The sequence below is a fragment of the Streptomyces sp. NPDC001231 genome (assembly GCF_042896885.1).
Taxonomy (GTDB): Bacteria; Actinomycetota; Actinomycetes; order Streptomycetales; family Streptomycetaceae; genus Streptomyces.
The window spans coordinates 26,077-49,774 of the sequence record NZ_JBIAXS010000023.1 but is presented as its reverse complement, the minus strand read 5'-3'; the positions used below and the strand labels follow the sequence as shown (position 1 = coordinate 49,774).

Annotated in this window: 23 protein-coding genes and 1 pseudogene; 6 read left to right on the top strand and 18 right to left on the bottom strand. The window is 70.3% G+C overall.

The features are described from left to right. Positions 1-39: 39 nt before the first annotated feature. Both ACFY3J_RS26075 and ACFY3J_RS26070 read right to left on the bottom strand, forming a co-directional pair. A complete protein-coding gene (locus ACFY3J_RS26075; RefSeq protein WP_390841848.1) occupies positions 40-1,434 on the bottom strand; it encodes a LytTR family transcriptional regulator DNA-binding domain-containing protein in 1,395 nt (464 codons plus the stop codon). 53 nt (positions 1,435-1,487) lie between these two features. Further along, a complete protein-coding gene (locus ACFY3J_RS26070; protein WP_390841847.1) occupies positions 1,488-2,069 on the bottom strand; it encodes a DUF488 family protein in 582 nt (193 codons plus the stop codon). A 155-nt stretch (positions 2,070-2,224) separates the two neighbouring features. Between ACFY3J_RS26070 and ACFY3J_RS26065 the strand changes: the two genes are divergently transcribed. Together ACFY3J_RS26065 and ACFY3J_RS26060 are read left to right on the top strand one after the other, a co-directional pair. Next, positions 2,225-3,730, top strand: coding sequence for an AlkA N-terminal domain-containing protein (locus ACFY3J_RS26065; protein WP_390841846.1), 1,506 nt, complete (start codon positions 2,225-2,227; stop codon positions 3,728-3,730). A 12-nt stretch (positions 3,731-3,742) separates the two neighbouring features. Next, entirely contained in the window at positions 3,743-4,225 is a 483-nt protein-coding gene (locus tag ACFY3J_RS26060; protein ID WP_384184905.1) for a methylated-DNA--[protein]-cysteine S-methyltransferase, read from the top strand. On the opposite strand, the gene ACFY3J_RS26055 is transcribed toward ACFY3J_RS26060, so the two are convergent. Beyond that, the gene (locus ACFY3J_RS26055) at positions 4,222-4,974 is read right to left on the bottom strand and encodes an NAD-dependent deacetylase (protein WP_384184908.1); all 753 of its coding nucleotides are present in this window, start codon (positions 4,972-4,974) and stop codon (positions 4,222-4,224) included. The genes ACFY3J_RS26060 and ACFY3J_RS26055 overlap by 4 nt on opposite strands. 408 nt (positions 4,975-5,382) lie before the next feature. On the opposite strand from ACFY3J_RS26055, the gene ACFY3J_RS26050 reads away from it, so the two are divergent. Further along, entirely contained in the window at positions 5,383-6,120 is a 738-nt protein-coding gene (locus ACFY3J_RS26050; protein WP_390841845.1) for a VOC family protein, read from the top strand. Between the two features lie 486 nt (positions 6,121-6,606). On the opposite strand, the gene ACFY3J_RS26045 is transcribed toward ACFY3J_RS26050, so the two are convergent. The 5 genes and pseudogenes from ACFY3J_RS26045 to ACFY3J_RS26025 form a co-directional block, all read right to left on the bottom strand. Next, the gene (locus ACFY3J_RS26045) at positions 6,607-7,140 is read right to left on the bottom strand and encodes a GNAT family N-acetyltransferase (protein WP_376407329.1); all 534 of its coding nucleotides are present in this window, start codon (positions 7,138-7,140) and stop codon (positions 6,607-6,609) included. A gap of 332 nt (positions 7,141-7,472) precedes the next feature. Beyond that, positions 7,473-7,678 (bottom strand): annotated as a pseudogene (locus ACFY3J_RS26040) (transposase family protein); the annotation flags it as partial. A 127-nt stretch (positions 7,679-7,805) separates the two neighbouring features. After that, complete coding sequence (locus tag ACFY3J_RS26035) at positions 7,806-8,000, bottom strand: hypothetical protein (RefSeq protein ID WP_384184917.1); 195 nt, start codon at positions 7,998-8,000, stop codon at positions 7,806-7,808. 42 nt (positions 8,001-8,042) lie between these two features. Further along, on the bottom strand, positions 8,043-9,572 hold the full coding sequence (locus tag ACFY3J_RS26030; RefSeq protein WP_384184920.1) for an MFS transporter: 1,530 nt from the start codon (positions 9,570-9,572) through the stop codon (positions 8,043-8,045). 95 nt (positions 9,573-9,667) lie between these two features. Next, complete coding sequence (locus ACFY3J_RS26025; protein ID WP_384184923.1) at positions 9,668-10,153, bottom strand: MarR family winged helix-turn-helix transcriptional regulator; 486 nt, start codon at positions 10,151-10,153, stop codon at positions 9,668-9,670. A 723-nt stretch (positions 10,154-10,876) separates the two neighbouring features. Here ACFY3J_RS26025 and ACFY3J_RS26020 point away from each other — a divergent pair. Next, positions 10,877-11,602 carry a DUF4241 domain-containing protein gene (locus ACFY3J_RS26020; protein ID WP_390841844.1) on the top strand — a complete coding sequence of 242 codons (726 nt, stop codon included), beginning with the start codon at positions 10,877-10,879 and terminating at the stop codon, positions 11,600-11,602. A gap of 126 nt (positions 11,603-11,728) precedes the next feature. After that, positions 11,729-12,037, top strand: coding sequence for a hypothetical protein (locus ACFY3J_RS26015; RefSeq protein WP_384184929.1), 309 nt, complete (start codon positions 11,729-11,731; stop codon positions 12,035-12,037). Between the two features lie 44 nt (positions 12,038-12,081). On the opposite strand, the gene ACFY3J_RS26010 is transcribed toward ACFY3J_RS26015, so the two are convergent. The 4 genes from ACFY3J_RS26010 to ACFY3J_RS25995 form a co-directional block, all read right to left on the bottom strand. Next, positions 12,082-12,627, bottom strand: a complete 546-nt coding sequence (locus ACFY3J_RS26010; RefSeq protein ID WP_390841843.1) for a recombinase family protein — start codon at positions 12,625-12,627, stop codon at positions 12,082-12,084. Between the two features lie 163 nt (positions 12,628-12,790). Next, complete coding sequence (locus ACFY3J_RS26005; protein WP_390841842.1) at positions 12,791-13,282, bottom strand: NUDIX domain-containing protein; 492 nt, start codon at positions 13,280-13,282, stop codon at positions 12,791-12,793. 91 nt (positions 13,283-13,373) lie between these two features. Continuing rightward, positions 13,374-13,916: a DUF3558 family protein gene (locus ACFY3J_RS26000; protein ID WP_390841841.1), complete on the bottom strand. Its 543-nt coding sequence runs from the start codon at positions 13,914-13,916 to the stop codon at positions 13,374-13,376. A gap of 204 nt (positions 13,917-14,120) precedes the next feature. Next, a complete protein-coding gene (locus ACFY3J_RS25995; RefSeq protein WP_384184936.1) occupies positions 14,121-15,203 on the bottom strand; it encodes an ADP-ribosylglycohydrolase family protein in 1,083 nt (360 codons plus the stop codon). Positions 15,204-15,407: 204 nt separating this feature from the next. On the opposite strand from ACFY3J_RS25995, the gene ACFY3J_RS25990 reads away from it, so the two are divergent. Then, positions 15,408-16,550: a glycerate kinase gene (locus tag ACFY3J_RS25990; protein WP_390841874.1), complete on the top strand. Its 1,143-nt coding sequence runs from the start codon at positions 15,408-15,410 to the stop codon at positions 16,548-16,550. A 624-nt stretch (positions 16,551-17,174) separates the two neighbouring features. Here ACFY3J_RS25990 and pssA read toward each other — a convergent pair. The 6 genes from pssA to ACFY3J_RS25960 all read right to left on the bottom strand — a co-directional run bounded on the left by pssA (position 17,175) and on the right by ACFY3J_RS25960 (position 23,697). After that, positions 17,175-17,993: a CDP-diacylglycerol--serine O-phosphatidyltransferase gene (gene pssA / locus ACFY3J_RS25985; RefSeq protein ID WP_100566767.1), complete on the bottom strand. Its 819-nt coding sequence runs from the start codon at positions 17,991-17,993 to the stop codon at positions 17,175-17,177. Positions 17,994-18,015: 22 nt separating this feature from the next. Beyond that, complete coding sequence (locus ACFY3J_RS25980; protein ID WP_281156604.1) at positions 18,016-18,672, bottom strand: phosphatidylserine decarboxylase; 657 nt, start codon at positions 18,670-18,672, stop codon at positions 18,016-18,018. Positions 18,673-18,842: 170 nt separating this feature from the next. Then, entirely contained in the window at positions 18,843-20,048 is a 1,206-nt protein-coding gene (locus tag ACFY3J_RS25975) for an acyl-CoA dehydrogenase family protein (protein WP_384184941.1), read from the bottom strand. Between the two features lie 3 nt (positions 20,049-20,051). Further along, positions 20,052-20,621, bottom strand: coding sequence for a MaoC family dehydratase (locus ACFY3J_RS25970; protein WP_384184944.1), 570 nt, complete (start codon positions 20,619-20,621; stop codon positions 20,052-20,054). A gap of 5 nt (positions 20,622-20,626) precedes the next feature. Beyond that, entirely contained in the window at positions 20,627-21,652 is a 1,026-nt protein-coding gene (locus ACFY3J_RS25965) for an HpcH/HpaI aldolase/citrate lyase family protein (RefSeq protein WP_390841840.1), read from the bottom strand. After that, positions 21,649-23,697 (bottom strand): protein meaA, encoded by a 2,049-nt coding sequence (locus ACFY3J_RS25960; RefSeq protein ID WP_384184951.1) that lies wholly within the window; start codon positions 23,695-23,697, stop codon positions 21,649-21,651. Before ACFY3J_RS25960 ends, ACFY3J_RS25965 begins: the two co-directional genes overlap by 4 nt. Position 23,698 lies beyond the last annotated feature (1 nt).

The following is a 23,698-nucleotide window of genomic DNA, read 5'->3' as shown; positions in this document are numbered from 1 at the left end:
GGGAACCTCCTTCCGGGAACAGCGGTTGTGCCGGGGGACTCAGAGGTCCAGCGCGCGACGCACGGCCGGCGCGTTCCGCCGGGAGACCGGCACCATCTCGTTGTTCCGGCCGTCCATGACCAGGGACAGCTCGCCCTTGAGCCCGCGCTCGATCTCCCGGATGCGGCCGAGGTTGACCACATACCGGCGGTGCACCCGCAGGAAGCCGGCATCCGCCAGCTCACTGTCGAGCCTGTCCAGACTCACGGAGGCGGCCCGCAGCCGCCCCTGATCGGTGGAGAGCCACACGTCGTTGCCCCGCGACTCGGCGAAGGAGACTTCCGGCAGCCGCAGCAGCACCAGCCGGTTGTCGCGCACCGCGACCAGCCGGCGCGGCAGCGGCCGAGGATGCTCGGGCCCCTCCAACTGCGGCACCTGTGCCCCGTCGGAGGCACCGAAGGAGACCAGGTGCCCGATCAGGCGCCCCGACGAGAAGACGGGCCGGATGCCGATCGACGTCGGCTCGTCGGCGAGATGGGCGAAGATCTGCGTCGAGCCGACCCATTCGGGATTGTGGGCCGCCTGCCCGGTGGCGTACCGGGCGGCCGCGATCAGCTCTGGCAGCCCGGGCTTCCAGCGCAATGTGGGGTCGACCGCCGGGGTGCAGGCGGGGACGCCCAGGAGCACGCTCGCCATGTCGTCGGCGATCACCACCTTGCCCGCGGTGTCCACCGCGGCGAGCGCCGCACCGGAGCGCGCCCTGGCCTGCGTGCAGGCCGCGACCAGCTCGGCGCCGCTGTCCCGGGCGCGCCTCTTCAACGGGTACTGGGTCATGGTGACCGCGTTCGCCAGCCAGCCGCTCGCGGACGCGGGCAGCGGACTGCGCCAGCAGCAGATGCTCATGACCGCGATCGGGTCCTTGGTCACCACGTCACGCACCGCGACGCCCGCGCAGACCCAGTCGTGGAACGCCTGGCACCAGTGCTCCGCGCCCCTGATCGGTACCGGTCCGTGCGTCTCCAGCGCCGTGCCCATGCCGTTCGTGCCGACCGCGCACTCGGACCAGCAGAACCAGGGCGCCAGATTGGACTCGCCGGCCCGGGCGAGCGTGGTCTGGTCACCCCACTCGGCCAGGACCCTGCCGGTGGCGTCGGTGACGGTGACGACGCCACCGAGGCTGCCCACCTCATGGGCGACGGAGGCGGCACGAAAACCCAGCTCGGCGAACACGACGTCGTGCTCGGGCGTGTGGTCGGGCTCCGCGACGGCCACCGGGGCCCGCGTGAGGTGGGGATCCACCCGGTACTGCTCCCGGCAGCGATGCCAGGAGATCGCCACCAGGGGCCGGACGTCCGGGACATGGTCCTCGCCCTGCACGAACCGTTCCCACGCCGCCAGCACGGCGCCGCTGCCCAGGTTCGCCGAGACGGGCTCGAGCCGATGTACATCCCTCATGGTTCAGAACCGTCCTTGGTCCCTCCCCACCCCACAGACCTGCATCCCCCACCCTAGGTTCCGTCGTCGGGCTGTGCACGCCCCTCTTCGGGCCCGTCCGAGGACCGCCGACCGTCGTAGACGAGTAGTCCGTCCTCGCGCAGACGTACCCCCTCGCCGAGCCGATGGGGGACGAGCCGGCCGTCGTGCATCAGATGCACGACGGGCCGTCCGCGGGCGAGCACCACGAAGTCGGCGATGACACGGCGGTGGCAGCGCCACCAGACCGCCTCCGCGCACATGACTGCCGTCCGCCGCCGCGCGGCCTCGTCGAGGAGCTGGGCGATCGCGTCGAGGAACTCGCCCGTGCGCGTGTGTGCGGCGTAACCGCGGAAGGCCTCGTTGCGCCAGACGGTGTCCGGCGAGTCCGGAGGCACTGTGCGGAATCCGCCCAGTCGCGGTTCCCAGCGGTAGGCGGTCCCGCGCCCGGGCAGCCACCGCAGCAGCCTCTCCCGGCCCACGTCCGGGTTGTGGCGGCTTCCGGGCGCGGTCCTGACGTCCACCACGGCGGCGATCCCCGCCTCGCGGATCAGCTCCGTGAGGCGTTCGCGGTCCGCCGTACCGTGTCCGAAGGTGACGAGCGGCTGCTGCTCCATGCCTTCAGGATCGTCTTCATGCCTCCGGAGCGCCGGAGGACCTCGTCCTGCGGCGAGGACGACCTCCACGGGTCGATCGCCACGGACCCAGGACACACGAGGGCGATGTCGGATTCCCGCCAGCCCCGGGCCGCCCGGTGCTGGATGCTGGACGCATGCAGAAAGGGATGCACACCCATCGGGAGCGCTGTGTGCGCGCCGTCCAGTCCAAGGACGCGCGGTTCGACGGCTGGTTCTTCACCGCCGTCCTGACCACCCGCATCTACTGCCGGCCCAGCTGCCCGGTGGTGCCGCCCAAGCCGGAGAACATGACCTTCTACCCGAGCGCGGCCGCCTGCCAGCAGGCCGGCTTCCGGGCCTGCAAGCGCTGCCGCCCCGACACCAGCCCCGGCTCACCGGAGTGGAACCAGCGCGCCGACGCCGTGGCCCGCGCCATGCGGCTGATCGCCGACGGAGTCGTCGACCGCGAGGGCGTGCCCGGACTCGCCGCCCGCCTCGGCTACAGCACCCGTCAGATCGAACGCCAGCTCCGCGCCGAACTCGGCGCCGGACCGCTCGCGCTCGCCCGCGCCCAGCGCGCCCAGACCGCCCGGCTGCTGATCGAGACCACCGCCCTGCCGATGGCGGAGATCGCCTTCGCCGCCGGCTTCTCCTCGATCCGCACCTTCAACGACACCGTGCGCGAGGTGTTCGCCCTGTCGCCCAGTGGACTGCGCACCCGCGCCCCCGGGCGACCCACCGTGCCCGGCAGGCACGCCGGCGCCCCGGGCACCCCCGGCGCCCTCTCCCTGCGCCTGCCGTTCCGCGCCCCGCTCAACCCGGACAACCTCTTCGGTCACCTCGCGGCGACCGCCGTACCCGGAGTCGAGGAGTGGCGCGACGGCGCCTACCGCAGGACCCTGCGCCTGCCCTACGGCCATGGGATCGCCACGCTGACCCCGAAGCCGGACCACATCGCCTCCCGCCTCACCCTCGGCGACCTGCGGGACCTTCCGGTCGCCATCAGCCGCTGCCGGCGCATGCTCGACCTGGACGCCGACCCGGTCGCCATCGACGACCAACTGCGCACCGACCCGTTCCTCGCGCCCCTGGTCGACAAGGCCCCCGGCCGGCGCGTGCCGCGCACCGTGGACGAGGGCGAGTTCGCGCTGCGGGCCGTGCTCGGCCAGCAGGTCTCCACGGCCGCCGCCCGCACCCACGCAGGCCGCCTGGCCGCCGTACACGGCGAGCCCGTCGACGATCCCGAAGGCGGCCTCACCCACCTCTTCCCCGCCCCCGAGGCACTGGCCGCCCTCGACCCCGAGTCGCTGGCGATGCCCCGTACCCGGCGTACGACACTGCTCACCCTGGCCGGTCAACTCGCAGACGGAACACTCCACTTGGGCGTGGAGAGCGACTGGGAGGATACTCGCGCCCGCCTCCTGGCACTCCCCGGATTCGGCCCCTGGACCGCCGATGTCATCGCCATGCGCGCCCTGGGCGACCCGGACGCCTTCCTCCCCACCGACCTCGGCATCCGGCGCGCCGCACGGGAACTCGGCCTGCCGTCCACCCCGGCCGCGCTCACCGCCCGCGCGGCGGCCTGGCGGCCCTGGCGGGCGTACGCCGTGCAGTACCTGTGGGCTACCGACAGCCACCCGATCAACTTCCTTCCCGTCTGAGGACGTTCCGCCATGAAGCAGCACACCGTGATCGACAGCCCCTACGACCTGCTCACCCTCGTCGCCGACGACGGCGTCCTGTGCGGCCTGTACATGACCGACCAGCGCCACCGTCCGCCCGAGGAGTCCTTCGGAGAGCCCGACGACGGCCCCTTCGGCGAGGCCGTCGACCAGCTGGAGGCCTACTTCACGGGCGAACTGAAGGAGTTCACCGTCCCGCTGCGCCTGCACGGCACCCCGTTCCAGCGCACGGTCTGGGACCAGCTGCGGAAGATCCCCTACGGCGAGACCCGTTCCTACGGCGAACTCGCCACCGCACTCGGCAACCCGGGCGCCTCCCGCGCGGTCGGCCTCGCCAACGGCAAGAACCCCATCGGCATCATCGTCCCCTGCCACCGAGTGATCGGCGCGGGCGGCAGCCTCACCGGCTACGGCGGCGGCCTGCCCAGAAAGCGGCGCCTGCTGGACTTCGAACGGGGAACGGCCCTCTTCTAGTCGCTCTTCCAGCCGCTGTGCGAGCCGTCACGCAGCCCGCGCAGCAGCGCGGGCAGCGCCGTGCCGATCGGCTCCCGCACGATCTCGTCGGCGATGTCGTCGTACGGTGTCGGCTCGGCGTTGACGATGACCAGCCGTGCCCCGTGGTCGGCGGCCACGCCGGCGAGTCCGGCGGCGGGCTGGACCTGGAGGCTGGTGCCGACCGCGATGAACACCTGGCATGCCTTGGTGATGGCGACCGCCTCGCCGAGGACCGCCGGGTCGAGGCGCTCGCCGAACATCACGGTGGCCGACTTCAGGATCCCGCCGCACTCCCGGCACGGCGGATCCTCCTCTCCGGCCGCCACTCGTTCCAGGGCGTCCTCCATCGGCCCGCGCGCCCCGCACCGCGTGCACACCACACTCCGCACGCTGCCGTGCAGCTCCAGCACCTTGCGTGCGGGCATCCCGGCGAGTTGGTGCAGCCCGTCGACGTTCTGTGTGATCACCCTGACCGGCACCCCGGCCCGCTCCAGATCGGCCACGGCCCGGTGCGCGGCGTTCGGCTCGGCCGTGAGCGCGCGGTTCTTCCGCCGCATCTGCCAGGAACGTCGCCGGATCTCCGGATCGCCCATGTAGTACTCGTACGTCACGAGCTTCTCGGCCTCGGGATCCCGCCGCCACAGCCCGTTCGGGCCGCGATAATCAGGGATTCCGGAATCAGTGGAGATGCCTGCACCGCTGAGGATGGCGACGAGTGGCCCGTTCATGTGCCGAGAGTAGGACGCCTGCCCGCTCGAGGCGAACGAATACCCGGCCCTGGCTGGGCGAGCGACCCAGTCGCGCACCGCGGTGTCCGGAGTTCAACAGAGTGGGTGGCTTCAGCGAGCGTCGCGCACGTTGCCGGCCGGGGCCGCCCGCCCGTGGAGTGTGCCGGCCGAGCCGGCCGGTCAGGGGCGCGGGGCTTGAGCAGCATCCGATCGGCCAGTGGCGTCAGCGAGCCGTCGGAGTTCGGGCTCCGTGCCACTGGTCGGTCGGATGCAGGCGGCGTGGTCGGGCGTCGCCTTCGTTCACAAGGACTCGCACAGTCTCGGCGAGGGCGACCATGGTCGGTACCGGGTCGAGCACATGTCTGATCGCGGCGGCCAGGGTCGGCGGCTGCTTCTAGGATCTGCGGCATGGCAACAAGACTCGTGCAGATCAATATGAAGGCCCTGGACGACTCCGTGCTCGGCCGGTTCTGGGCGGAGGCACTCGGTTGGGGTGTCGACAGCGAGGGACCCGGCGTGACCAACCTCGAACCCGTGGGCTTCGTCTCCCCCAACCCCGTGGCCGTCTGCATTGACATCGTCGCCCGCCCGGAACCCAAAACGGTGAAGAACCGGGTCCACCTTGATCTGGCCACCACCTCGACCGCCCATCAGGCCGAGTTGGTCGCGCGCCTGAAGGATCTCGGCGCGACGCTCGCCGACGTGGGTCAGGGCAACGTCCCCTGGACGGTCATGGCCGACCCGGAGGGCAATGAGTTCTGCGTCCTGGAGCCCCGTCCGATCTACCAGGACACCGGGCCGATCGCCGCGGTGGTGGTCGACTGCACCGACCCACGAGAGATGGCCCGGTTCTGGGGCGAGGCGATGGACTGGACGCTGCACGAGGTCACCGACGACCACGCGGCCATGCGTTCCGCCAAAGGCGTCGGCCCCTACCTGGAGTTCCTCCGCACCCCCGACACCAAGAGCGTGTGGAACCGCGTCCACCTCGACGTCTGCCCCTACCCCGGTGACGACCTGGCAGCAGAGGAAGCCCGACTGCGCGCCCTGGGTGCCACCGACCCTGGTATCGACCAGTCCGCAATCTCCTGGACGGTTCTGGCCGACCCGGAAAGCAACGAGTTCTGCCTCCTCACCCCTCGCTGACCTTGAGCAACGGCTCCGGCCAGCGGCGGAGACCGCGTGGCGTCAGCGCATGCCGCCGAAGACGGGGATGGTGTCCCCGGTGATCCAGCGCGCGTCATTGGACGCCAGGAAGGCCACGAGCGGGCCGTAGTCGTCGGCGGCGCCCGTACGGCCCCGGCGCCTACGGCGGCGCTACGCGCTGGCCTTCGGCCACCATGGACAGTCCGCCCCACCCCCTGGAACTGGCTGTCCATCGGGCGGCCGCCCTTGTGGCGCCCGGTCGCAGGTCAGGTGCCTCATGGCTGGGGAGATCCATCGAGCAGGTGTGGGATAACTCCCGATCAGGGGGTGGCCGTTTTCAAGGCTCTGGCCGCAGTTCCGTGAATGCGCAGGTCAGCGAAGGGAAGACGCCATCCGCCCCTGGGGTGTCCGTACCGTCGCGATCAACGCCCTCGGGGACGTGTGGACAGGGCTGGCTGCCTTGTGATGATCGACGGCTCGGCCGGCTCACGCCTGGAACTCGGTGAGGTCGATGGCGTGAACGCGCAGCGGGTAGCCGTACACAGGGTGTGTCGTCTCCCGCTCGGGCGCCATGCCGAGCTTGCGGATGACGTTCTCGGAGGCGTTGTCACCCACCCGGTTGATGCTGATGACGCGGTCCAGGCCGCGGTCCTGGAGAGCGAACTCCAGCGTGGCGTGGGCGGCTTCGGACGCGTATCCCTGGCCCCAGAACTGTGAGCCGATCCGCCAGCTGATCGCCACGGCGGGCATCACCTCCGGCAGGAACTCGGGCACGGACAGTCCCGTGAAGCCGATCAGCTCGCCCGAGGCCAGCAACTCGACGGCGAAGAGTCCGAAGCCCTCCTCGTCCCACTCCTCCTCCCACCGCTCGATGTCCTCGGCCGTGTGGTCCAGGTCGCGCACCGAGCCGTCGTCGATCCAGCGCATGACCCGTGGGTCCGCATTGATGTCCGCCATGGGCGCGAGGTCGTCGTCGTGCCAGATACGGAGGAGGAGGCGGGGTGTGCGGATCTCGGTCATGCGCTCATCCTGCCGAAGGCAAGGGCCTCATCGGTAATCCGGCGCTCGCCCGCGCTGCCGCTGCGGAACCACAAGGTGTCAAAGCCTGCACCGCACACCATGACGGGGTGAAACATCGGGCCGACGGCCGGGCAGACCACGTGCCACTTCGGCAGCGCGGACGAGAGGTGAGACCGATTCGGCGGCAGCCTGCCGCAGCACCGAGATCATGCACGGAATCGCGGCCAGAGCCAATTTCAGACAGCGCCATCACCTTAGCGCTAATCGGCGGTCAGGCCTTGAGCCTTTTCCGACCTCGGTTTGAGCCGGTGAGCTGGAGGGTGAGGACGGCTTACGGCGGCGATGGCAGATTCGACGAGGGCGCGGATCTTTGCCTGAGATCGGTTGACGGCCTGCTGGCCGGTGGAGAGGGACTCCCGTCGGTCTCGGTAGGGGACACGGACGGCGGGGCCGGGGCCCTGATAGCCCTTGTCCGCCCAGCAGTTGATGCACCGAGGACGCTGTGCTCCCGCGCTGCGCGGACGTCGTGAACGGCACCGGGAACTCCGTGACCGACAGGGGCGGTGTTCGCCTGCTTCTGGCTCGTCGCCGACCTCAGCCGACGAATGAACGAGCAGGGCGAACGCCGGGATCCTGGCATCTCGCCCCCAACTGGTGGGAGGCCGTCAAAAACCATCGGGCGACGATCTGGTCGCGGGTACGGGCCGTATGAGGACGGGGGCGACCAGGGCGGCGGACTCGGCACAGGCGGCGACGACGGTGACCCCCAGCTCAACGGCCGCAGCGGGAACGGTGACCTGGAACGCGCCCGCCCACCGGGCCTTGCTCTGCGTGCTCGCTCCGGACTGTTCCTCGAACACGCCGAAGAGGAAATGGCTGATCCCCGGGATTCTCCGGGAGTGTCAGGACCGGAGGCCTTCTGCCGTCGACGGCTTTCCGTCGCTCTCGCTGGCGTCGTGCTGGGCCTCGTGCTGGACGCCCTCCTCGGCGCCGGGCGGGGGCGCGGGCGGACCGGACGGCATGGGGGTGTTCTCCAGGACGAGGTATCCGATGAGCGCGGCCACGGCGACGAGGCCGGCCGAGACGAGAAAGGCCATGTGGAAGCCGCCGTTCAAGGCGGTCGTCGGGTTCTGGCCCTCGCTGATGAGGTTCTGCCTGCGGCTGGACGACAGGGCGGTGAGTACGGCGAGGCCGAGCGCACCACCCATCATCCCGGCCGTGCCCGCGACACCGGAGGCGAGGCCGGCATCGCTCGGCGTGGCGACCGACATGGCCAGGGCCATGACCGCCGGCATCGTGAGACCCGCGCCGCCGCCGAGCAGCAGGGCCATCGGCAGGACGTCCACGACGTAGTCCGCGTTCTGCGGTGCCCGCGCGGCCAGGAACAGGGCGGCCGCGATGAGCACGAGGCCGGCCAGCAGGACGTTGCGCGGACCGAACCGGATGTTGAGCTTGGCCGAGAAGCCCATCGACACCACGGCGAGGGCGACCGCGAGCGGCAGGAAGGCGAGGCTCGCCTCGACCGGCGTGTAGCCGAGCACCTGCTGCAGGTACAGCGTGCCGAGGAAGTTGAAGCCGAACATGCCCGCGACAAGGAGCAGTTGCACCAGGTTGGCCCCGGAGAGGTTGCGGGACCTGAAGAGCTTCAGCGGCACGAGCGGCTTGGCCGCGGTGGCCTGGCGCACGACGAACGCGGCCAGCAGAACGGCCGAGAGCGCGCCGACGCCGATCGTGTGGGCGGAGCCCCAGCCGTACTCGGGCACCTTGACGATCGTGTACACGCCGGTCATGAGACCGAAGGTCACCATGACGGAGCCGGGCAGGTCGACCCCTTCCCTGAGCCCGAGCCCCTGGTCCGCCTGGACGAGCGGCACAGCCAGAATCGCGGCCGCTACACCGATCGGCACATTGATGAAGAACACCCAGTGCCAGCTGATGCCCTCGGTGAGCACACCACCGGCCAGTACGCCGATGGAGCCGCCGGCGGCCCCGACGAAGCTGAACGCGGCGATCGCCTTGCCCAGCTCCTTGGGATCCCGGAAGGCCGTGATCACGATGCCCATCACGACCGCCGCCGCCATCGCGGCTCCCGCACCCTGAAGGAAGCGCCCGGCGATCAGCATCTCCTGGTTGCCGGCCAGACCGCATAACGCCGAGGAAGCGGTGAACACGACGAGCCCGGCGATGAACATCCGCTTGCGGCCGATCAGGTCGCCGAGGCGGCCGGACAGCAGGAGCAGACCACCGAAGGCGATCGTGTAGGCGTTGGTGACCCAGCCGAGCCCCGGCTGCGTGAAACCGAGCTCGGACTGGATCGACGGCAGAGCCACGTTCACGATGCTCGTGTCGATGATGACCATCAGCTGCACGGAGCAGAGCACACCGAACGCGAGCCAGCGCGCCCTGCTGGTCGTGGGAGCGGTCCCGGACATGCCGTCGCCTCCTGTGTCATGACATCAGAAGCGACACTAGCAGATCGTCTAGATTAAGACGGTCTTTTCATGGTCGAACTCGGAACCTGCCGCACTCAAGACCTGACCGAGGGGCGCCGCGGCGGCCGCTCGGACGGGGTGAGCGTGGACAGGCGGCCCTCGACCAGCGCCGCGAGGCCGTTCGTGAACCCCTCACGCTGGCCCTGCGGCAGGGCGGACAGCACATCGCGCTGGACCTGCGCGACGATCTGGTTCGCCTCCGCGATCATCTCCATGCCCTTCGGGGTGACGTGGATGATGCGCACCCGGCGGTCGGTGCTCGACGGCCTGCGCTCGGCCAGTCCCGCCTTCTCCAGTTCGTCGACCGTGACCACCATCGTCGACTTGTCGAGCCCGCAGATCTCCGCAAGGCGTCGCTGCGTGAGGTTGCCCGGCAGCGCCTTGTAGAGCACGCAGTACGCGCGTGGCGTGATCCCCAGACCGGACAGGGCCGCCGTCTGCTCGGTCGCGAGCGCGTGGCTCGCCCAGGAGAGCAGGAACATCAGATCCATCTCGGGAGCGGAGGGCGTGGTATTGGGCATGCTTACATGCTACGGGGGTCGGCTGAAAGCAGATGGTCTACTCTCAGATGATTTGTTCTGGCAGGCATAACCGGACGGTCACAGGCACAAGGTCCGGGCAGCGTCACCCTGAGAAGTCAGTGCCGAACGGCCCAAACCCCCACTGAAAGAGCGTTTTGTCCTGGCGAAGGTGAACCAACCGGATCACCGCCCCGTCCAAGCCGTCCTGACCCTGCATCTGGCCAGCTCGGACTGAGGATGGAAGGGGCTCATTGGCGTTACGTCGGCTCCGGACACACCCCGGGGCCGTACTCATAGCGGCCGGAATCGCCGACAGCATTGCTCAGTTGCGCGAAGTCATCCGAGAAGAGCGGTCGGCTGGACTGGGGGAGGCGGACCGCTGACGGTGCGTGAGAGTGCAGAAGCCGTCGGGTGGGCGTGGATGGAGAACACGCGCGAAAGGCTCCCAAGCGGTCGGATACCCGATGTCGGCGCCGTGGCGTCCGTCGGTGGGGACATTTGAATCTCCCCACTCTCTGCTCAGGTGGCGCCAACCGGTGCTGACCTGCGCCTGGCTGCCTACCACCGAGACCTGCTGGCGCATTCGACGCCGCGGCAGCACCACGGCGAGCTGACCTGGTCGCCGTCACCTTCCGTGGGTCGATGTGCGAACTGCCGATGTCACTGAGCCCACGTACCTTTTCGGGTTGACCGCCCCGTCGGGCGGCGACGGAGGGATGGGGCATGGAGTGGATCGGGGACGCCCGGCTGGCAGCCGGGGCGGAGGCCGCCTGGTACCTGGAGACGGCGTTCACGCCCGGGGAGCACCTGGGGACGGTGTACGACGATCCGACAACGCCTGTCGTGGTCACGGGGATTGAAGAAGTGACCGCCATTCGCATACCCAGCGGCCGTCTTGTCGTGGACGCGCCGTGGCATGACGACGAAGTCCGGGAGTACGAGCGAGGACTACCGGCGAGGCCTCCACGGGAGCTGGCGGTGCGAATTCCCCCGGGCAGCTACAGGGTGGAGATCGCGTGGACGGCGGGGCCGTACGAATTCTTCGGGGAGCACTTCGACGGCGTTGCGTGCGCCGCGACCCGCTTGTGCATCAGTGACGACCCCGTGGTCGGGTGGGAGATGGGCCTGGGTATCGACGACGAAATCGACCGGCTCCAGCCGGGCGAGCAGATCCGCTTCGACTCCGACGCCAATGTGGGCTGCTTCGCCGACGCCGGCGCGTGGACGGCCTTGACTGCGCCGTTTCGCGCGTATGTGGACGGCGGGCCGGTGCCGCGCGACTCTGAACAGCTGCCCGGCTGGTGTGAGCGAGTCAGCGACGAGTCGCAACGAGCCGATCTGGTCACGTTCACGGCAGAGTCGGGCGGCGTCGTCTGGCTGGGCCGCACCAAGACCGGAGACGTGGCCACGATCGTTGTAACCAGCGGCATGCCTGGTGCCAAAGCTTGACGCGGCGACCACCTGGGTCGTGTTTCGGAAGTCGCTCATAGGCAACGGTGTGGCGGGTGGGAGCGTCTGTACGAATGCCGGTTTCAGCTTGGGCCAGGCTGTGTGAGGGGGCTTGTGGAGCGGGGTATGCAGGAGCAGGACGGTGCGGGCCGAGAGCTGAACGCGTACGAGCGGGTCCTCGCCGAGGACCGTCGGGTCGTGCGCGAGATGCTCCGTGTGAGTACCGGCGGTGCCCATGCCGGGCTCGCCATTACGGTCTTCATCGTGGCCTTGTTCGCTGCCGTTGGCGGCGCCCAGTGGGCTCTGATGGTCGGTGGAGCGGTCGCGGCCTGGTTCGCCGTCGCCCTTTTCGCGGTTGTCCGTGGCGGGCGCCGTGGGCTGGCCGCAGTCATGCGCGCTTATCTCCTGACCTTCGGTTGGGCCGGTTGGCTGTGATTGGGCCCGGCAAACGGTGGAGTCGACATTCACGTCCCAGGTGATCAGACCCTTGCCCACTGCAACGCTTGGTGCTCGCGTCGAACTCGTCGGGCTGTGTCGGCGCTCGACTTGTTGGCCACGGTCACCAGCAGACGCGCGACCGTCCGGCCGTTGTCGGTGAGGAGGTCGAGGGTGCCGGTGATGTCGATGATCGGGCGGCGGAAGTTCTCCACCACCTCGATGGCGTCTTCAAGATGCCGGTTGTCGCGCGTCAGACGGTCGATGTCGTAGACGATCAGGCCGTCCAGGCGCTGGCCGTCGGGCGTCGTTCCGCGCTTCAGGTCTTCCAGCGCCCCCTCGAACGCTGGGCGTATCACGCGGTAGGAGATCGTTCCGTCCGGCTGCCGTACTCTCTTGCGCTTCCACGCCGATGTGTCGGGTTCCTCGTACGTGTAGACGTGCCGGCCTCCGCGGCTCTCGACGAACCGGCGGGCGTCCTTCTCCTGCTCTTCCCGGCTCTTGATGTCCCGGCCCGTGGCCGGACACCACGAACGCTGCTTAGTTCTGTCCTTCCAGGTCACCCCGGTGCGCTCGCTGTACCAGGTCATCGGTCATGGCGCGAGGTTTCTTCCGCCCATGCTCTGTTCGGTGGAGATGCCGGCTCCGCTGAGGATGGCGACGAGGGGTTTGGCCATGGGAGCGGGGGTAGGGCGGAGGGGCGGGGTGGGCGAACGGATGTTCGCCTGTGTCCGGACGGGAGTCATCCGGTGGTCATCCGGCGCGGTGGCCGTTCTCCAGTTCCGCCGTGCCCGTGCCGTCGTTCAGGACGTCTAGTGCGGTCCGGACGCGGCGGCCCAGGGCGCCCGGGAGGTGGGCGGCGAGTTCGTCGCGGGCGACCAGGCGCCAGGACAGCAGCTCCTCCTCCTGGAGGTGGATCGCCTTGAGGTCGTCGTCGGTGAGGACCCCGCCGTCGTAGAGGTACGCCACCAGCGGCGGCCGTGCGGTGCCGGGCACCCAGTCCACGACGAGCAGCCGCCCCGGCTCGCGGTCGAGCCCGATCTCCTCCAGCGTCTCGCGGCGCGCGCCCTGGCGCGGAGTCTCCCCGTCGTCGGACTCGACGGTGCCGCCGGGCAGCGTCCATCCGTCCCGGTAGTTCGGCTCGACGAGAAGCACCTGGCCCTCCGCGTCACGGAAGACGCAGGCGGCAGCGGCGAGGACCCGGGGAAGGCCGGCGATGTACGTGGCGTAGTCCGCGGTGGTCATCCAAGAAGGGTAACGAGCCTCGTGTCAGCCGGTGCGACGCACCGCGTCGCCGGTCCCGCGCCCGGGGCACCGGGACCGGCGTCCGGCGTGGTCACATCCGGGCGGCGACCTTGCGGGCCAGCTCCTCCAGGCGCCGGTCGTTGTCGGCCCGGTCCGCCACCACGGTCATCGCGACCCAGGTGCCCGACGTGCGGAACAGGAGCCCGAACGTTCCGTGGTCCTTGTCGTCGTAGGCGGTCGCCTCGTCGCCGATGCCGGTGAGCGGCTTGCGGTCGGCTGCCCGGAGCATGTCGTCCATGAACTGCCGGGCCTCGTCCCCCTGGATGGTGGACGCGATCGGTACACCCTCGTGGGTGTATCTGCAGCCGCCCGCGGTGTCCTCGCTCTTCTCCCCCTCGACGGACGTGCCTCCCAGCTCCTGGGCCTCCTGAAGAGAGATGAGCGCGCACGGGTTCGCCGGGGCCTTCTTCGGCGGGGCGGAGGGGGCGGCTCCCTCCTGTGAAGCGGTCGCGGAAGGCGCGGAGCCGGCGGTGGGCGCCTTCTCGTCGGAGCCGCCGCAGCCGGCCAGGCCGAGGACCGCGAGCAGGGTCGTGGACAGCAGTGCCGAGCCTCGGCGCACACGGATGAGAGTCATGGTGTCTCCTGGTTTCTGCCGACCGTCAGGGCTGGTGGGGCCGTTGCCGGACCAGGATCCCGGACCGCGGGGCGAGAGTCCGGGTGTGGTGCGGATTGGTGACCGCGGTGTGTTCGTGTTGTGGAGAAGTGTGAGGAGGGCGGACGGAACGCACCATGCCGTGACAGGAGTCGGCGGGAAGCGGGTGCCGCGGATGCGGTCGTGTCAGGGGTCGAGGAGGGCCAGACGCAGGGTGCGCTCGGCCAGGTCGCCGACGTGGGCGCCGTCGAAGCCGAAGACCGCGCTGCGGACCGTGTCCTGGAGGGGGTCCTTCCACTGGGCGGGGACGGCCGCCGCGCCCGTCATGACGCCGGCCACCGAGCCGGCCGTCGCGCCGTTGGAGTCGGTGTCCAGGCCGGCGCGGACGGTCAGCGCGATGGTGCGGGTGAAGTCGCCCCCGCCGTAGAGCAGGCCGGACGTGATGACGGCGGCGTTCGGCACGGCGTGGATCCAGCCGAGACCGGCGGTCTCCTCCGCGAGCGTGTCGAGCGCGTCCTCCCAGGGCAGGCCGGTCTCGTGCAGGGCGAGGGCCCGGCGCACCGTGCGGGCCAGGCGGCTGCCGGCCGGGATCACCGTCAGCGCGATGTCGACGGCGGCGCGGACGGTGGGCGCGGTGAAGGCCGCCGCGATCAGTGCCGCCGCCCACATGGCGCCGTAGACGCCGTTGCCGGTGTGCGACAGCACCGCGTCGCGGCGGGCCAGCGAGGCGGCGCGGCGCGGGTCGCCGGGACTGGTCCAGCCGTGGATGTCGGCGCGGATCAGGGCGCCGATCCACTCCTGGTACGGGTTGTCGTACGTGGCCGTCAGGGGCGGCTTGAGCCCGTTCGCGAGATTGCGGTACGCGGCCCGCTCCGCGGTGAACGTCTGAAGGTACGGCAGGCGCCGCAGCCACAGCTCGCCGACCTGCTCGGTGGTGAAGCCGAAGCCGTGCGTCTCCAGGAGGTCGAGGCCCAGGATCGTGTAGTCGACGTCGTCGTCCCGGCAGCTGCCGTGGATGCGGCCGCGGACGCAGCTTGGCCACTCGGGGCGCAGCGGCGGGCCGTCGTCGCCTGCCGGCTCGGGCAGATAGTCGGTGAGCGGCAGCGCGTCGGCCGCGCGCAGGTAGCGGTCGATGCGGTCGCGCGTCCACACGTCGCCCTGCTCCACCGGCTTGCCGAGCATGTTGCCGGCGATCCGGCCCAGCCAGCCGCCGAGGATACGGTCGGCCAGCGCTGGTCCGGTGTCCACGGCGGTGTCCACAGCGGTCATGGGAACCGGTCTACCGGATTCCGGCGGCAGCCGCTCGGGGTTCACGGGTACGTCCTCGGGGTTCACGAGCACGTCAGGGGATTCTCAGGGTCCGGGCGGGGCATGACGGCGGGGGCGGTCGCCGGTTAAGGTCGCAGCGGCGCGACTGGCCCTGACGTGCGGGGCCCCGGAGAGCAAGGGGATGTCAAGGTGGCGGACGCTGCAGTGCGAGGCACCCGGAGGGTGCTGGTTGCCGCGGACAAGTTCAAGGGCTCGCTGACGGCCGTGCAGGTCGCCGAGCGCGTGACGGCCGGGTTGCGCCGGGTCGTGCCGGACGTGGAGGTGGAGGCGCTGCCCGTCGCCGACGGCGGCGACGGGACCGTGGACGCGGCGGTCGCGGCCGGGTTCGAGCGCCGGGAGGTACGGGTCGCGGGTCCCCTCGGGGACGAGGTGACGGCCGCGTTCGCGCTGCGCGGCGACACGGCGGTCGTGGAGATGGCCGAGGCCAGCGGGTTGCAGCGGCTGCCGGCCGGTGTGTTCGCGCCGCTCACGGCGTCCACGTACGGCTCCGGGGAGCTGCTGCGGGCCGCGCTGGACGCGGGGGCGCGCACGATCGTGTTCGGCGTCGGCGGGAGCGCGACGACGGACGGGGGCGCGGGGATGCTGGCCGCGCTCGGGGCGCGGTTCCTGGACGCGGACGGGGAGCCGATACCGCCCGGCGGCGGGGGACTGGCGGAACTCGTCCGGGCGGACCTGTCCGGGCTCGACCCGCGGCTCGCCGCGGTGGAGCTGGTGCTCGCGAGCGACGTCGACAATCCGCTGACCGGGCCGAAGGGCGCGCCGGCGGTCTACGGGCCGCAGAAGGGGGCCTCGGCGGAGGACGTGTCGACGCTGGACGCTGCGCTCGCGCACTTCGCGAAGGTGCTGGAGGGTGTGGGCGGGGTCGGAAACCGGGCGGTCGAGTACGCGGCGTCGCCGGGGGCGGGTGCGGCGGGTGGCATCGGGTTCGGGGCGATGCTGCTCGGGGCGCGGTTCCGGGCGGGGATCGAGGTCATGCTCGATGTGCTGGGGTTCGCCCCCGCGCTGGAGCGGGCCTCGCTGGTGATCACCGGTGAGGGCTCCCTGGACGAGCAGACGCTGCACGGGAAGGCTCCGGCCGGGGTCGCGGCGGCGGCGCGGGCGGCGGGGAAGGATGTCGTCGCGGTCTGTGGGCGGCTGGCGCTGGAGCCGGAGGTTCTGGAGCGTGCCGGGATCCGGCGGGCGTATGCCCTGACCGAGGTCGAGCCGGACGTGGCGAAGTGCATTGCGGATGCGGGGCGGATCCTTGAGCAGGTGGCTGAGCGGATCGGGCGCGACTGTCTGGGGTGACGGTCGGTCTTTGCCCACGGGGGCCTGCCCGGCTGGGTGGGTGTGGGGGGGCGTTCTCTGGGGCTCCGCCCCAGCCCCCGGCGGCCTGCCCGGCTCGGTGGGGGTGAGGTGACCGTTCCCCTGGGGCTCCGCCCCAGACCCTGCCGGGGCTCCGCCCCAGACCCTGCCGGGGCTCCGCCCCGGGGGTCTTGCCCACCCGCCCGCCCGACTCGGTGGGGCTCAGGTGACCGCCTCCTGGGGCTCCGCCCCAGACCCCGGCGGGGCTCTGCCCCAGCACCCCGCCGGGGCTCCGCCTCAGACCCTGCCCTGCGTCTCGGCTGGCATCGCCCCTTGCGCCCCTGCACCCCGCCCCACCCAGGCTGCGGCCGAGCGGCCGAGCGGCCCCGGCTGAGACGTGCCCTCGCCGCCCGGCTGGAACGCGCCCCCCTGCACCTGCAGGGATGCGCCCCCTGCACCTGCACCCCCACCGGGGTACTCGACGCCTCCCCGCGCCCTCGTGCCCCGCTCCGCCCCACGGTCCCGGCCCCCCGGAAGCCCGGCGGTGTCCCGTGACACGGGGACATGGGAAGGGCCCCGAACCTCACGGTTCGGGGCCCTTCCCAATCGGCGGCCGACAGCGGAGCGCTACGGCTGGGCCGCCCGTGCCTCGCGGCGGTTGTCGCGGAAGTTGTTCACTCGGCGGGCCGTGGCGAACAGGGGGATCACCGCGCCCATGACCAGTTGCAGGGCGCAGCCGGTCTGGAGGAGGAGCTGGCCGCTCGGGGCGTCGAAGGCCCAGGCTGCCAGGAGGCCCATGGACAGGACGATCCAGGACAGCATGGCCACCGCCAGGCGGCCCCTCGGCTTCGGGTACTCCACGCGGCTCACCATCAGCCACGCGGTGCCGAGGATGGCCAGCAGCGTGGCCACGAAGGGCAGCTCGAGGAGGACGATCGAAACGACCGTCAGCGCGCCGAAGGGGGAGGGCATGCCCTGGAACATGCCGTCCTTCAGCGTCACGCAGGAGAATCTCGCGAGCCGGAGGACCACCGCCAGCAGCACCACGATCGCACCGAGGGCCGCCACCCTCTGGTGGGCGTCGTCCGCGACCATGCCGTAGACGAGGACGAAGTACGCCGGGGCCAGGCCGAAGCTGATCAGGTCGGAGAGGTTGTCCAGCTCCGCGCCCATGGGGGAGGAGCGCAGCTTCCTGGCGACCAGGCCGTCGAACAGGTCGAAGACCGCCGCGCACAGCATCAGGATGACCGCCGTGGCGGCGCTGTGCCGGGCCATGCCCGCCGACTCGTCGTTGCCGGTCAGGTGCGGGATCAGGATGCCGGTGGTGGTGAAGTACACCGCCATGAAGCCGCAGGTCGCGTTGCCCAGGGTGAGGGTGTCCGCTATCGACAGGCGCAACGAGAGGGGCATCTCCTCCTCTTCGTCCACCTCGTCCGCCTCCGGCACCCAGCCGGCCTGGGTCTCGGGATCAATGACGGTCAATGCGAGTCACCCCAGCCACGGTCTTCTGGCCGACCTCGACCGCGACGTCCACACCCTCGGGCAGGTACAGGTCGACGCGCGAACCGAAACGGATCAGACCGATCCGCTCGCCCTGCTCGACCTTGGTGCCGGACGGGATGTAGGGGACGATGCGGCGTGCCACCGCGCCGGCGATCTGGACCATCTCGATGTCGCCGAGCTCGGTGTCGAAGTGCCAGACGACCCGCTCGTTGTTCTCGCTCTCCTTGTTGAAAGCCGGAACGAACCCGCCGGGGACGTGCTCGACCGAGGTGACCGTGCCGGAGAGCGGGGCGCGGTTGACATGGACGTTCAGCGGGCTCATGAAGATCGCGACGCGGGTGCGGCCGTCCTTCCACGGCATGATGCTCTGCACCACACCGTCGGCGGGCGAGATGACCCGGCCCTGGGCGATCTCGCGCTCGGGGTCGCGGAAGAACCACAGCATCCCCGCCGCCAGCGCGGTGGCGGGAACGGCTACGGCCTTGGCGGCACCCGAGCGGCGGGCGCGGAGAAGGCTGACGGCTGCGGTGGCGACGGTCGGAAGAAGCCACGGCGATGCTCCGCGCGCAAGGCGTACGCCGGCCAGGCTGTCACGATGTGCAGAGGTTTGGCTGTGGGGCATGGATGACCTTCGTAGCGGATGATGCCGCGCTTTCGACGGGGGACGGCGGCTTTCCGCGATCGTAGCGGTTAAGGGCCACAACTGGGTAAGCCGAGCTGCCGAGTCGGCAGCCGAACACCGCTGACGGGGTGTGATCTTCTTCTCGGAGAAAACACCCCGTAGCCGGACATTCAGCCCTGGAACCGATACTCTTCGAGCAGCCTGCGACCGATGATCATTTTCTGGATCTCGGCGGTGCCTTCACCGATGAGCAGCATGGGTGCCTCACGGTACAGGCGCTCGATCTCGTACTCCTTGGAGAAGCCGTAGCCGCCGTGGATGCGGAAGGCGTCCTCCACGACCTCCTTGCAGTACTCGGAGGCCAGGTACTTCGCCATGCCGGCCTCGAGGTCGTTGCGCTCGCCCGAGTCCTTCTTGCGGGCCGCGTTCACCATCATGGCGTGGGCGGCCTCGACCTTGGTGGCCATCTCCGCCAGCTTGAACTGGATGGCCTGGTGCTGGGCGATCGGCTTGCCGAAGGTGTGGCGCTGCTGGGCGTAGGCCACACCCAGCTCGAAGGCGCGCTGGGCGACGCCGCAGCCCCGGGCCGCCACGTTCACGCGGCCGACCTCGACGCCGTCCATCATCTGGTAGAAGCCGCGGCCGGTGACGCCGCCGAGCACCCGGTCGGCCGGGACGCGCAGCCCGTCCATGATCAGCTCGGTGGTGTCGACGCCCTTGTAGCCCATCTTGTCGATCTTGCCGGGGATGGTCAGTCCGGGGCGGACCTCGCCGAAGCCGGGCTCCTTCTCCACCAGGAAGGTCGTCATGGACTTGTGGGGCGCGGTGCCCTCGGGGTGGCCCTCGTCACTTTTGACCAGGACCGCCACGAGTGACGACGTACCGCCGTTCGTCAGCCACATCTTCTGGCCGGTCAGGACGTACTCGTCGCCGTCCTTCACCGCCTTCGACGTGATCGCCGACACATCGGAGCCCAGGCCCGGCTCCGACATCGAGAAGGCGCCGCGGACGTCGCCGGCCGCCATTCGGGGCAGGAAGTGGTCCTTCTGCTCCTGCGTGCCGTGCTGCTTGAGCATGTACGCGACGATGAAGTGCGTGTTGATGATGCCGGACACCGACATCCAGCCGCGGGCGATCTCCTCCACGCACAGCGCGTACGTCAGCAGCGACTCGCCCAGGCCCCCGTACTCCTCGGGGATCATCAGACCGAACAGGCCCAGTTCCCTCAGGCCGTCCACGATCGCTTGCGGGTACTCGTCGCGGTGCTCCAGCTCGGTCGCGACCGGGATGATCTCCTTGTCGACAAAGTCCCGGACGGTGGAGACGATCTCCTGCTGCACGTCCGTCAGACCGGCGGTCTGGGCGAGTCGGGCCATGGCCTACTTCCCCTGCTCCCTGGGTTCCGAATTGGGTGTGCCGCCCCGCAGGGGCGTCGTTTGAGGGTGGTGGTGGGAGACGGGCGGGCGGCCCGGCTGTTCGCCGCCGCGCTCCTTGGTGTACGTCTCGGTCGGCACCATCACCTTGCGCCGGAAGGTGCACACCAGCGTGCCGTCCTGCTTGTAGCCCCTGGTCTCGACGTGGACGATGCCGCGGTCGCTCTTCGACTTCGACGGCCACTTGTCGAGCACGGTCGTCTCGCCGTAGATCGTGTCGCCGTGGAAGGTCGGAGCCACGTGCTTGAGCGACTCGATCTCCAGGTTGGCGATGGCCTTGCCGGAGACGTCCGGGACGGACATGCCGAGCAGCAGGGAGTAGATGTAGTTGCCCACGACGACGTTCTTGCCGAAGTCGGTCGTCTTCTCGGCGTAGTTGGCGTCCATGTGGAGCGGGTGGTGGTTCATGGTCAGGAGGCAGAACAGGTGGTCGTCGTACTCCGTGACCGTCTTGCCCGGCCAGTGCTTGTAGACCGCCCCGACCTCGAACTCCTCGAAGGTCCGTCCGAACTGCATGCCGCTCAGCCCTCCGGGATCTCGAACGTGCTGGTGCGCCGCATGCCCGCCGCGCGGCCCTTGCCCGCGACGACCAGCGCCATCTTGCGGCTGGCCTCGTCGATCATCTCGTCGCCGAGCATCGCCGAGCCCTTCTTGCCGCCCGCCTCGGACGTGCAGTACTCGTACGCGTCCAGGATCAGCTCCGCGTGGTCGTAGTCCTCCTGGGACGGCGAGAAGACCTCGTTGGCGGCCTCCACCTGGCCGGGGTGCAGCACCCACTTGCCGTCGAAGCCGAGGGCGGCGGCCCGCCCCGCCACCTCGCGGAAGCCGTCGACGTTGCGGATCTGAAGGTAGGGGCCGTCGATCGCCTGGAGGTCGTTGGCGCGCGCGGCCATCAGGATCTTCATCAGGATGTAGTGGTAGGCGTCCGCCGGGTAGCCGGGCGGCTGCTCGCCCACGACGAGCGACTTCATGTTGATGGACGCCATGAAGTCGGCCGGGCCGAAGATGATCGTCTCGATACGCCCGGAGGCCTGCGCGATCTCGTTGACGTTGTTCAGGCCCCGCGCGTTCTCGATCTGCGCCTCGATGCCGATGCGGCCCACCTCGAAGCCCATGGTCTTCTCGATCTGCGTCAGCAGCAGGTCGAGCGCGACGACCTGCTGGGCGTCCTGCACCTTCGGCAGCATGATGCAGTCCAGGTTCTGGCCCGCGCCCTCGACCACCGTCACGACGTCCCGGTACGTCCACTCGGTCGTCCAGTCGTTGACCCGGACCACCCTGGTCTTGCCCGTCCAGTCGCCCTCGTTGAGGAACTTGACGATGGTGTGCCGCGCCTCCGGCTTGGCGAGCGGCGCGCAGGCGTCCTCCAGGTCGAGGAACACCTGGTCGGCGGGCAGGCCCTGCGCCTTCTCCAGGAAACGGGGGTTCGAGCCCGGTACGGCCAGGCAGGAGCGCCGCGGACGTAGGCGGTCGACCTGGGGAACGGGAAGGGGCGCGGCGGAGCCGCTCGCTGAAGGGGTGGTGGCGGGCGACGGGCGGGCGGTCATGCGGGGACCTCCAGGGGGTCGAGCTTGTTCGCTTTCCGGATCTCGTCGACGATACGGCCGATGATCCCGGTGATGTCGAAGTCCTTCGGGGTGAAGACCGCGGCCACTCCCGCGGCCCTGAGCTGCTCGGCGTCACCGTTCGGAATGATCCCGCCGGCGATCACCGGGATGTCGGCCGCGCCGGCCTGGCGCAGCCGCTCCAGCACGTCCGGCACCAGCTGGGCGTGCGAGCCGGACAGGATGGACAGGCCGACCGCGTGCACGTCCTCGGCGAGGGCCGCGTCCACGATCTGCTCGGGGGTGAGCCGGATGCCCTGGTAGACCACCTCGAACCCGGCGTCGCGGGCCCGTACGGCGATCTGCTCGGCGCCGTTGGAGTGCCCGTCCAGGCCCGGCTTGCCGACCAGGAAGCGCAGCTTGCCCACGCCCAGGTCTCGGGCGGTGGCGTCCACCTTGCGCCGCACCTCGGACAGGGCCGAGCCCTCCTCGGCGGTCACGGCCACCGGAGCGGAGGACACCCCGGTCGGCGCCCGGAACTCGCCGAACACCTCGCGCAGGGCCCCGGCCCACTCGCCGGTCGTGACACCCGAGCGGGCGCACTCCAGCGTGGCCTCCATGAGGTTGCCGGTGCCCTTGGCCGCATCCTTCAGCCGCTCCAGCGCCTTGCAGGGGCGCGGGTGGTTGAACGGCGGCTGGTAGCGGGTGTCGCGCCAGTGCCGGAGCGAGGCGGTCACACGGGCCTCGACCGCCGGGTCGACCGTCTGGATCGCGGTGTCCAGATCGGCGGTGAGCGGGTTCGGCTCGGTGCCCTCGAATATGTTGACGCCGACGATCTTCTCCCGGCCCGACTCGATCCGGGCCCGGCGCTCGGCGTGCGAGGCAACCAGCTGCGACTTCAGGTAACCGGACTCCACGGCGGCCATCGCGCCGCCCAGCTCCTGGATGTGCTCGATCTCGGCGAGGACCGCCTCGACCAGCTCCGCCACCTTCGCCTCGATCACCTTCGAGCCCTCGAAGATGTCCTCGTACTCCAGCAGGTCGGACTCGTACGCCAGCACCTGCTGGATGCGCAGCGACCACTGCTGGTCCCAGGGCCGGGGCAGGCCGAGGGCCTCGTTCCAGGCCGGCAGCTGCACGGCGCGCGCGCGTGCGTCCTTGGAGAGGGTGACGGCCAGCATCTCCAGGACGATCCGCTGGACGTTGTTCTCCGGCTGCGCCTCGGTCAGGCCGAGGGAGTTGACCTGGACGCCGTAGCGGAAGCGGCGGTGCCTGGGGTCCTCGATGCCGTACCGCTCGCGGGTGATCCGGTCCCAGACGCGGCCGAACGCCCGCATCTTGCACATCTCCTCGACGAAGCGGACGCCCGCGTTCACGAAGAAGGAGATGCGGCCGACGACATCGCCCATGCGCTCCCGCGGCACCTGGCCGCTGTCGCGCACCGCGTCCAGGACGGCGATCGCGGTGGACATCGCGTACGCGATCTCCTGCACCGGCGTGGCGCCGGCTTCCTGGAGGTGGTAGCTGCAGATGTTGATCGGGTTCCACTTGGGCATGTGGGAGACCGTGTACGCGATCATGTCCGTGGTCAGCCGGAGGCTCGGGCCCGGCGGGAAGACATGGGTGCCGCGGGACAGGTACTCCTTGACGATGTCGTTCTGGGTCGTGCCCTGGAGCTTGGTGATGTCCGCGCCCTGCTCCTCCGCGACGACCTGGTACAGCGCCAGCAGCCACATGGCCGTGGCGTTGATCGTCATCGAGGTGTTCGTCTGCTCCAGGGGGATGTCCTGGAACAGCCGGCGCATGTCGCCGAGGTGCGCGACCGGCACACCGACCCGGCCGACCTCGCCGCGGGCGAGCACGTGGTCGGGGTCGTAGCCGGTCTGCGTCGGCAGGTCGAACGCCACCGACAGACCGGTCTGGCCCTTGGCGAGGTTGCGCCGGTACAGCTCGTTGGAGGCCTCGGCCGTGGAGTGGCCGGCGTAGGTGCGCATGAGCCACGGCCGGTCTCTGTCCGCGTGCGCCCGCGGTGTCTGACGCTCACTCATG

What these genes read in the sequence shown, in the direction of transcription:
- ACFY3J_RS26075 (WP_390841848.1), bottom strand. Translation starts at nt 1,434, where the DNA reads ATGAGGGATGTACATCGGCTCGAGCCCGTCTCGGCGAACCTGGGCAGC.
- ACFY3J_RS26070 (WP_390841847.1), bottom strand. Translation starts at nt 2,069, where the DNA reads ATGGAGCAGCAGCCGCTCGTCACCTTCGGACACGGTACGGCGGACCGC.
- ACFY3J_RS26065 (WP_390841846.1), top strand. Translation starts at nt 2,225, where the DNA reads ATGCAGAAAGGGATGCACACCCATCGGGAGCGCTGTGTGCGCGCCGTC.
- ACFY3J_RS26060 (WP_384184905.1), top strand. Translation starts at nt 3,743, where the DNA reads ATGAAGCAGCACACCGTGATCGACAGCCCCTACGACCTGCTCACCCTC.
- ACFY3J_RS26055 (WP_384184908.1), bottom strand. Translation starts at nt 4,974, where the DNA reads ATGAACGGGCCACTCGTCGCCATCCTCAGCGGTGCAGGCATCTCCACT.
- ACFY3J_RS26050 (WP_390841845.1), top strand. Translation starts at nt 5,383, where the DNA reads ATGGCAACAAGACTCGTGCAGATCAATATGAAGGCCCTGGACGACTCC.
- ACFY3J_RS26045 (WP_376407329.1), bottom strand. Translation starts at nt 7,140, where the DNA reads ATGACCGAGATCCGCACACCCCGCCTCCTCCTCCGTATCTGGCACGAC.
- ACFY3J_RS26030 (WP_384184920.1), bottom strand. Translation starts at nt 9,572, where the DNA reads ATGTCCGGGACCGCTCCCACGACCAGCAGGGCGCGCTGGCTCGCGTTC.
- ACFY3J_RS26025 (WP_384184923.1), bottom strand. Translation starts at nt 10,153, where the DNA reads ATGCCCAATACCACGCCCTCCGCTCCCGAGATGGATCTGATGTTCCTG.
- ACFY3J_RS26020 (WP_390841844.1), top strand. Translation starts at nt 10,877, where the DNA reads ATGGAGTGGATCGGGGACGCCCGGCTGGCAGCCGGGGCGGAGGCCGCC.
- ACFY3J_RS26015 (WP_384184929.1), top strand. Translation starts at nt 11,729, where the DNA reads ATGCAGGAGCAGGACGGTGCGGGCCGAGAGCTGAACGCGTACGAGCGG.
- ACFY3J_RS26010 (WP_390841843.1), bottom strand. Translation starts at nt 12,627, where the DNA reads ATGACCTGGTACAGCGAGCGCACCGGGGTGACCTGGAAGGACAGAACT.
- ACFY3J_RS26005 (WP_390841842.1), bottom strand. Translation starts at nt 13,282, where the DNA reads ATGACCACCGCGGACTACGCCACGTACATCGCCGGCCTTCCCCGGGTC.
- ACFY3J_RS26000 (WP_390841841.1), bottom strand. Translation starts at nt 13,916, where the DNA reads ATGACTCTCATCCGTGTGCGCCGAGGCTCGGCACTGCTGTCCACGACC.
- ACFY3J_RS25995 (WP_384184936.1), bottom strand. Translation starts at nt 15,203, where the DNA reads ATGACCGCTGTGGACACCGCCGTGGACACCGGACCAGCGCTGGCCGAC.
- ACFY3J_RS25980 (WP_281156604.1), bottom strand. Translation starts at nt 18,672, where the DNA reads ATGCCCCACAGCCAAACCTCTGCACATCGTGACAGCCTGGCCGGCGTA.
- ACFY3J_RS25975 (WP_384184941.1), bottom strand. Translation starts at nt 20,048, where the DNA reads ATGGCCCGACTCGCCCAGACCGCCGGTCTGACGGACGTGCAGCAGGAG.
- ACFY3J_RS25970 (WP_384184944.1), bottom strand. Translation starts at nt 20,621, where the DNA reads ATGCAGTTCGGACGGACCTTCGAGGAGTTCGAGGTCGGGGCGGTCTAC.
- ACFY3J_RS25965 (WP_390841840.1), bottom strand. Translation starts at nt 21,652, where the DNA reads ATGACCGCCCGCCCGTCGCCCGCCACCACCCCTTCAGCGAGCGGCTCC.
- ACFY3J_RS25960 (WP_384184951.1), bottom strand. Translation starts at nt 23,697, where the DNA reads ATGAGTGAGCGTCAGACACCGCGGGCGCACGCGGACAGAGACCGGCCG.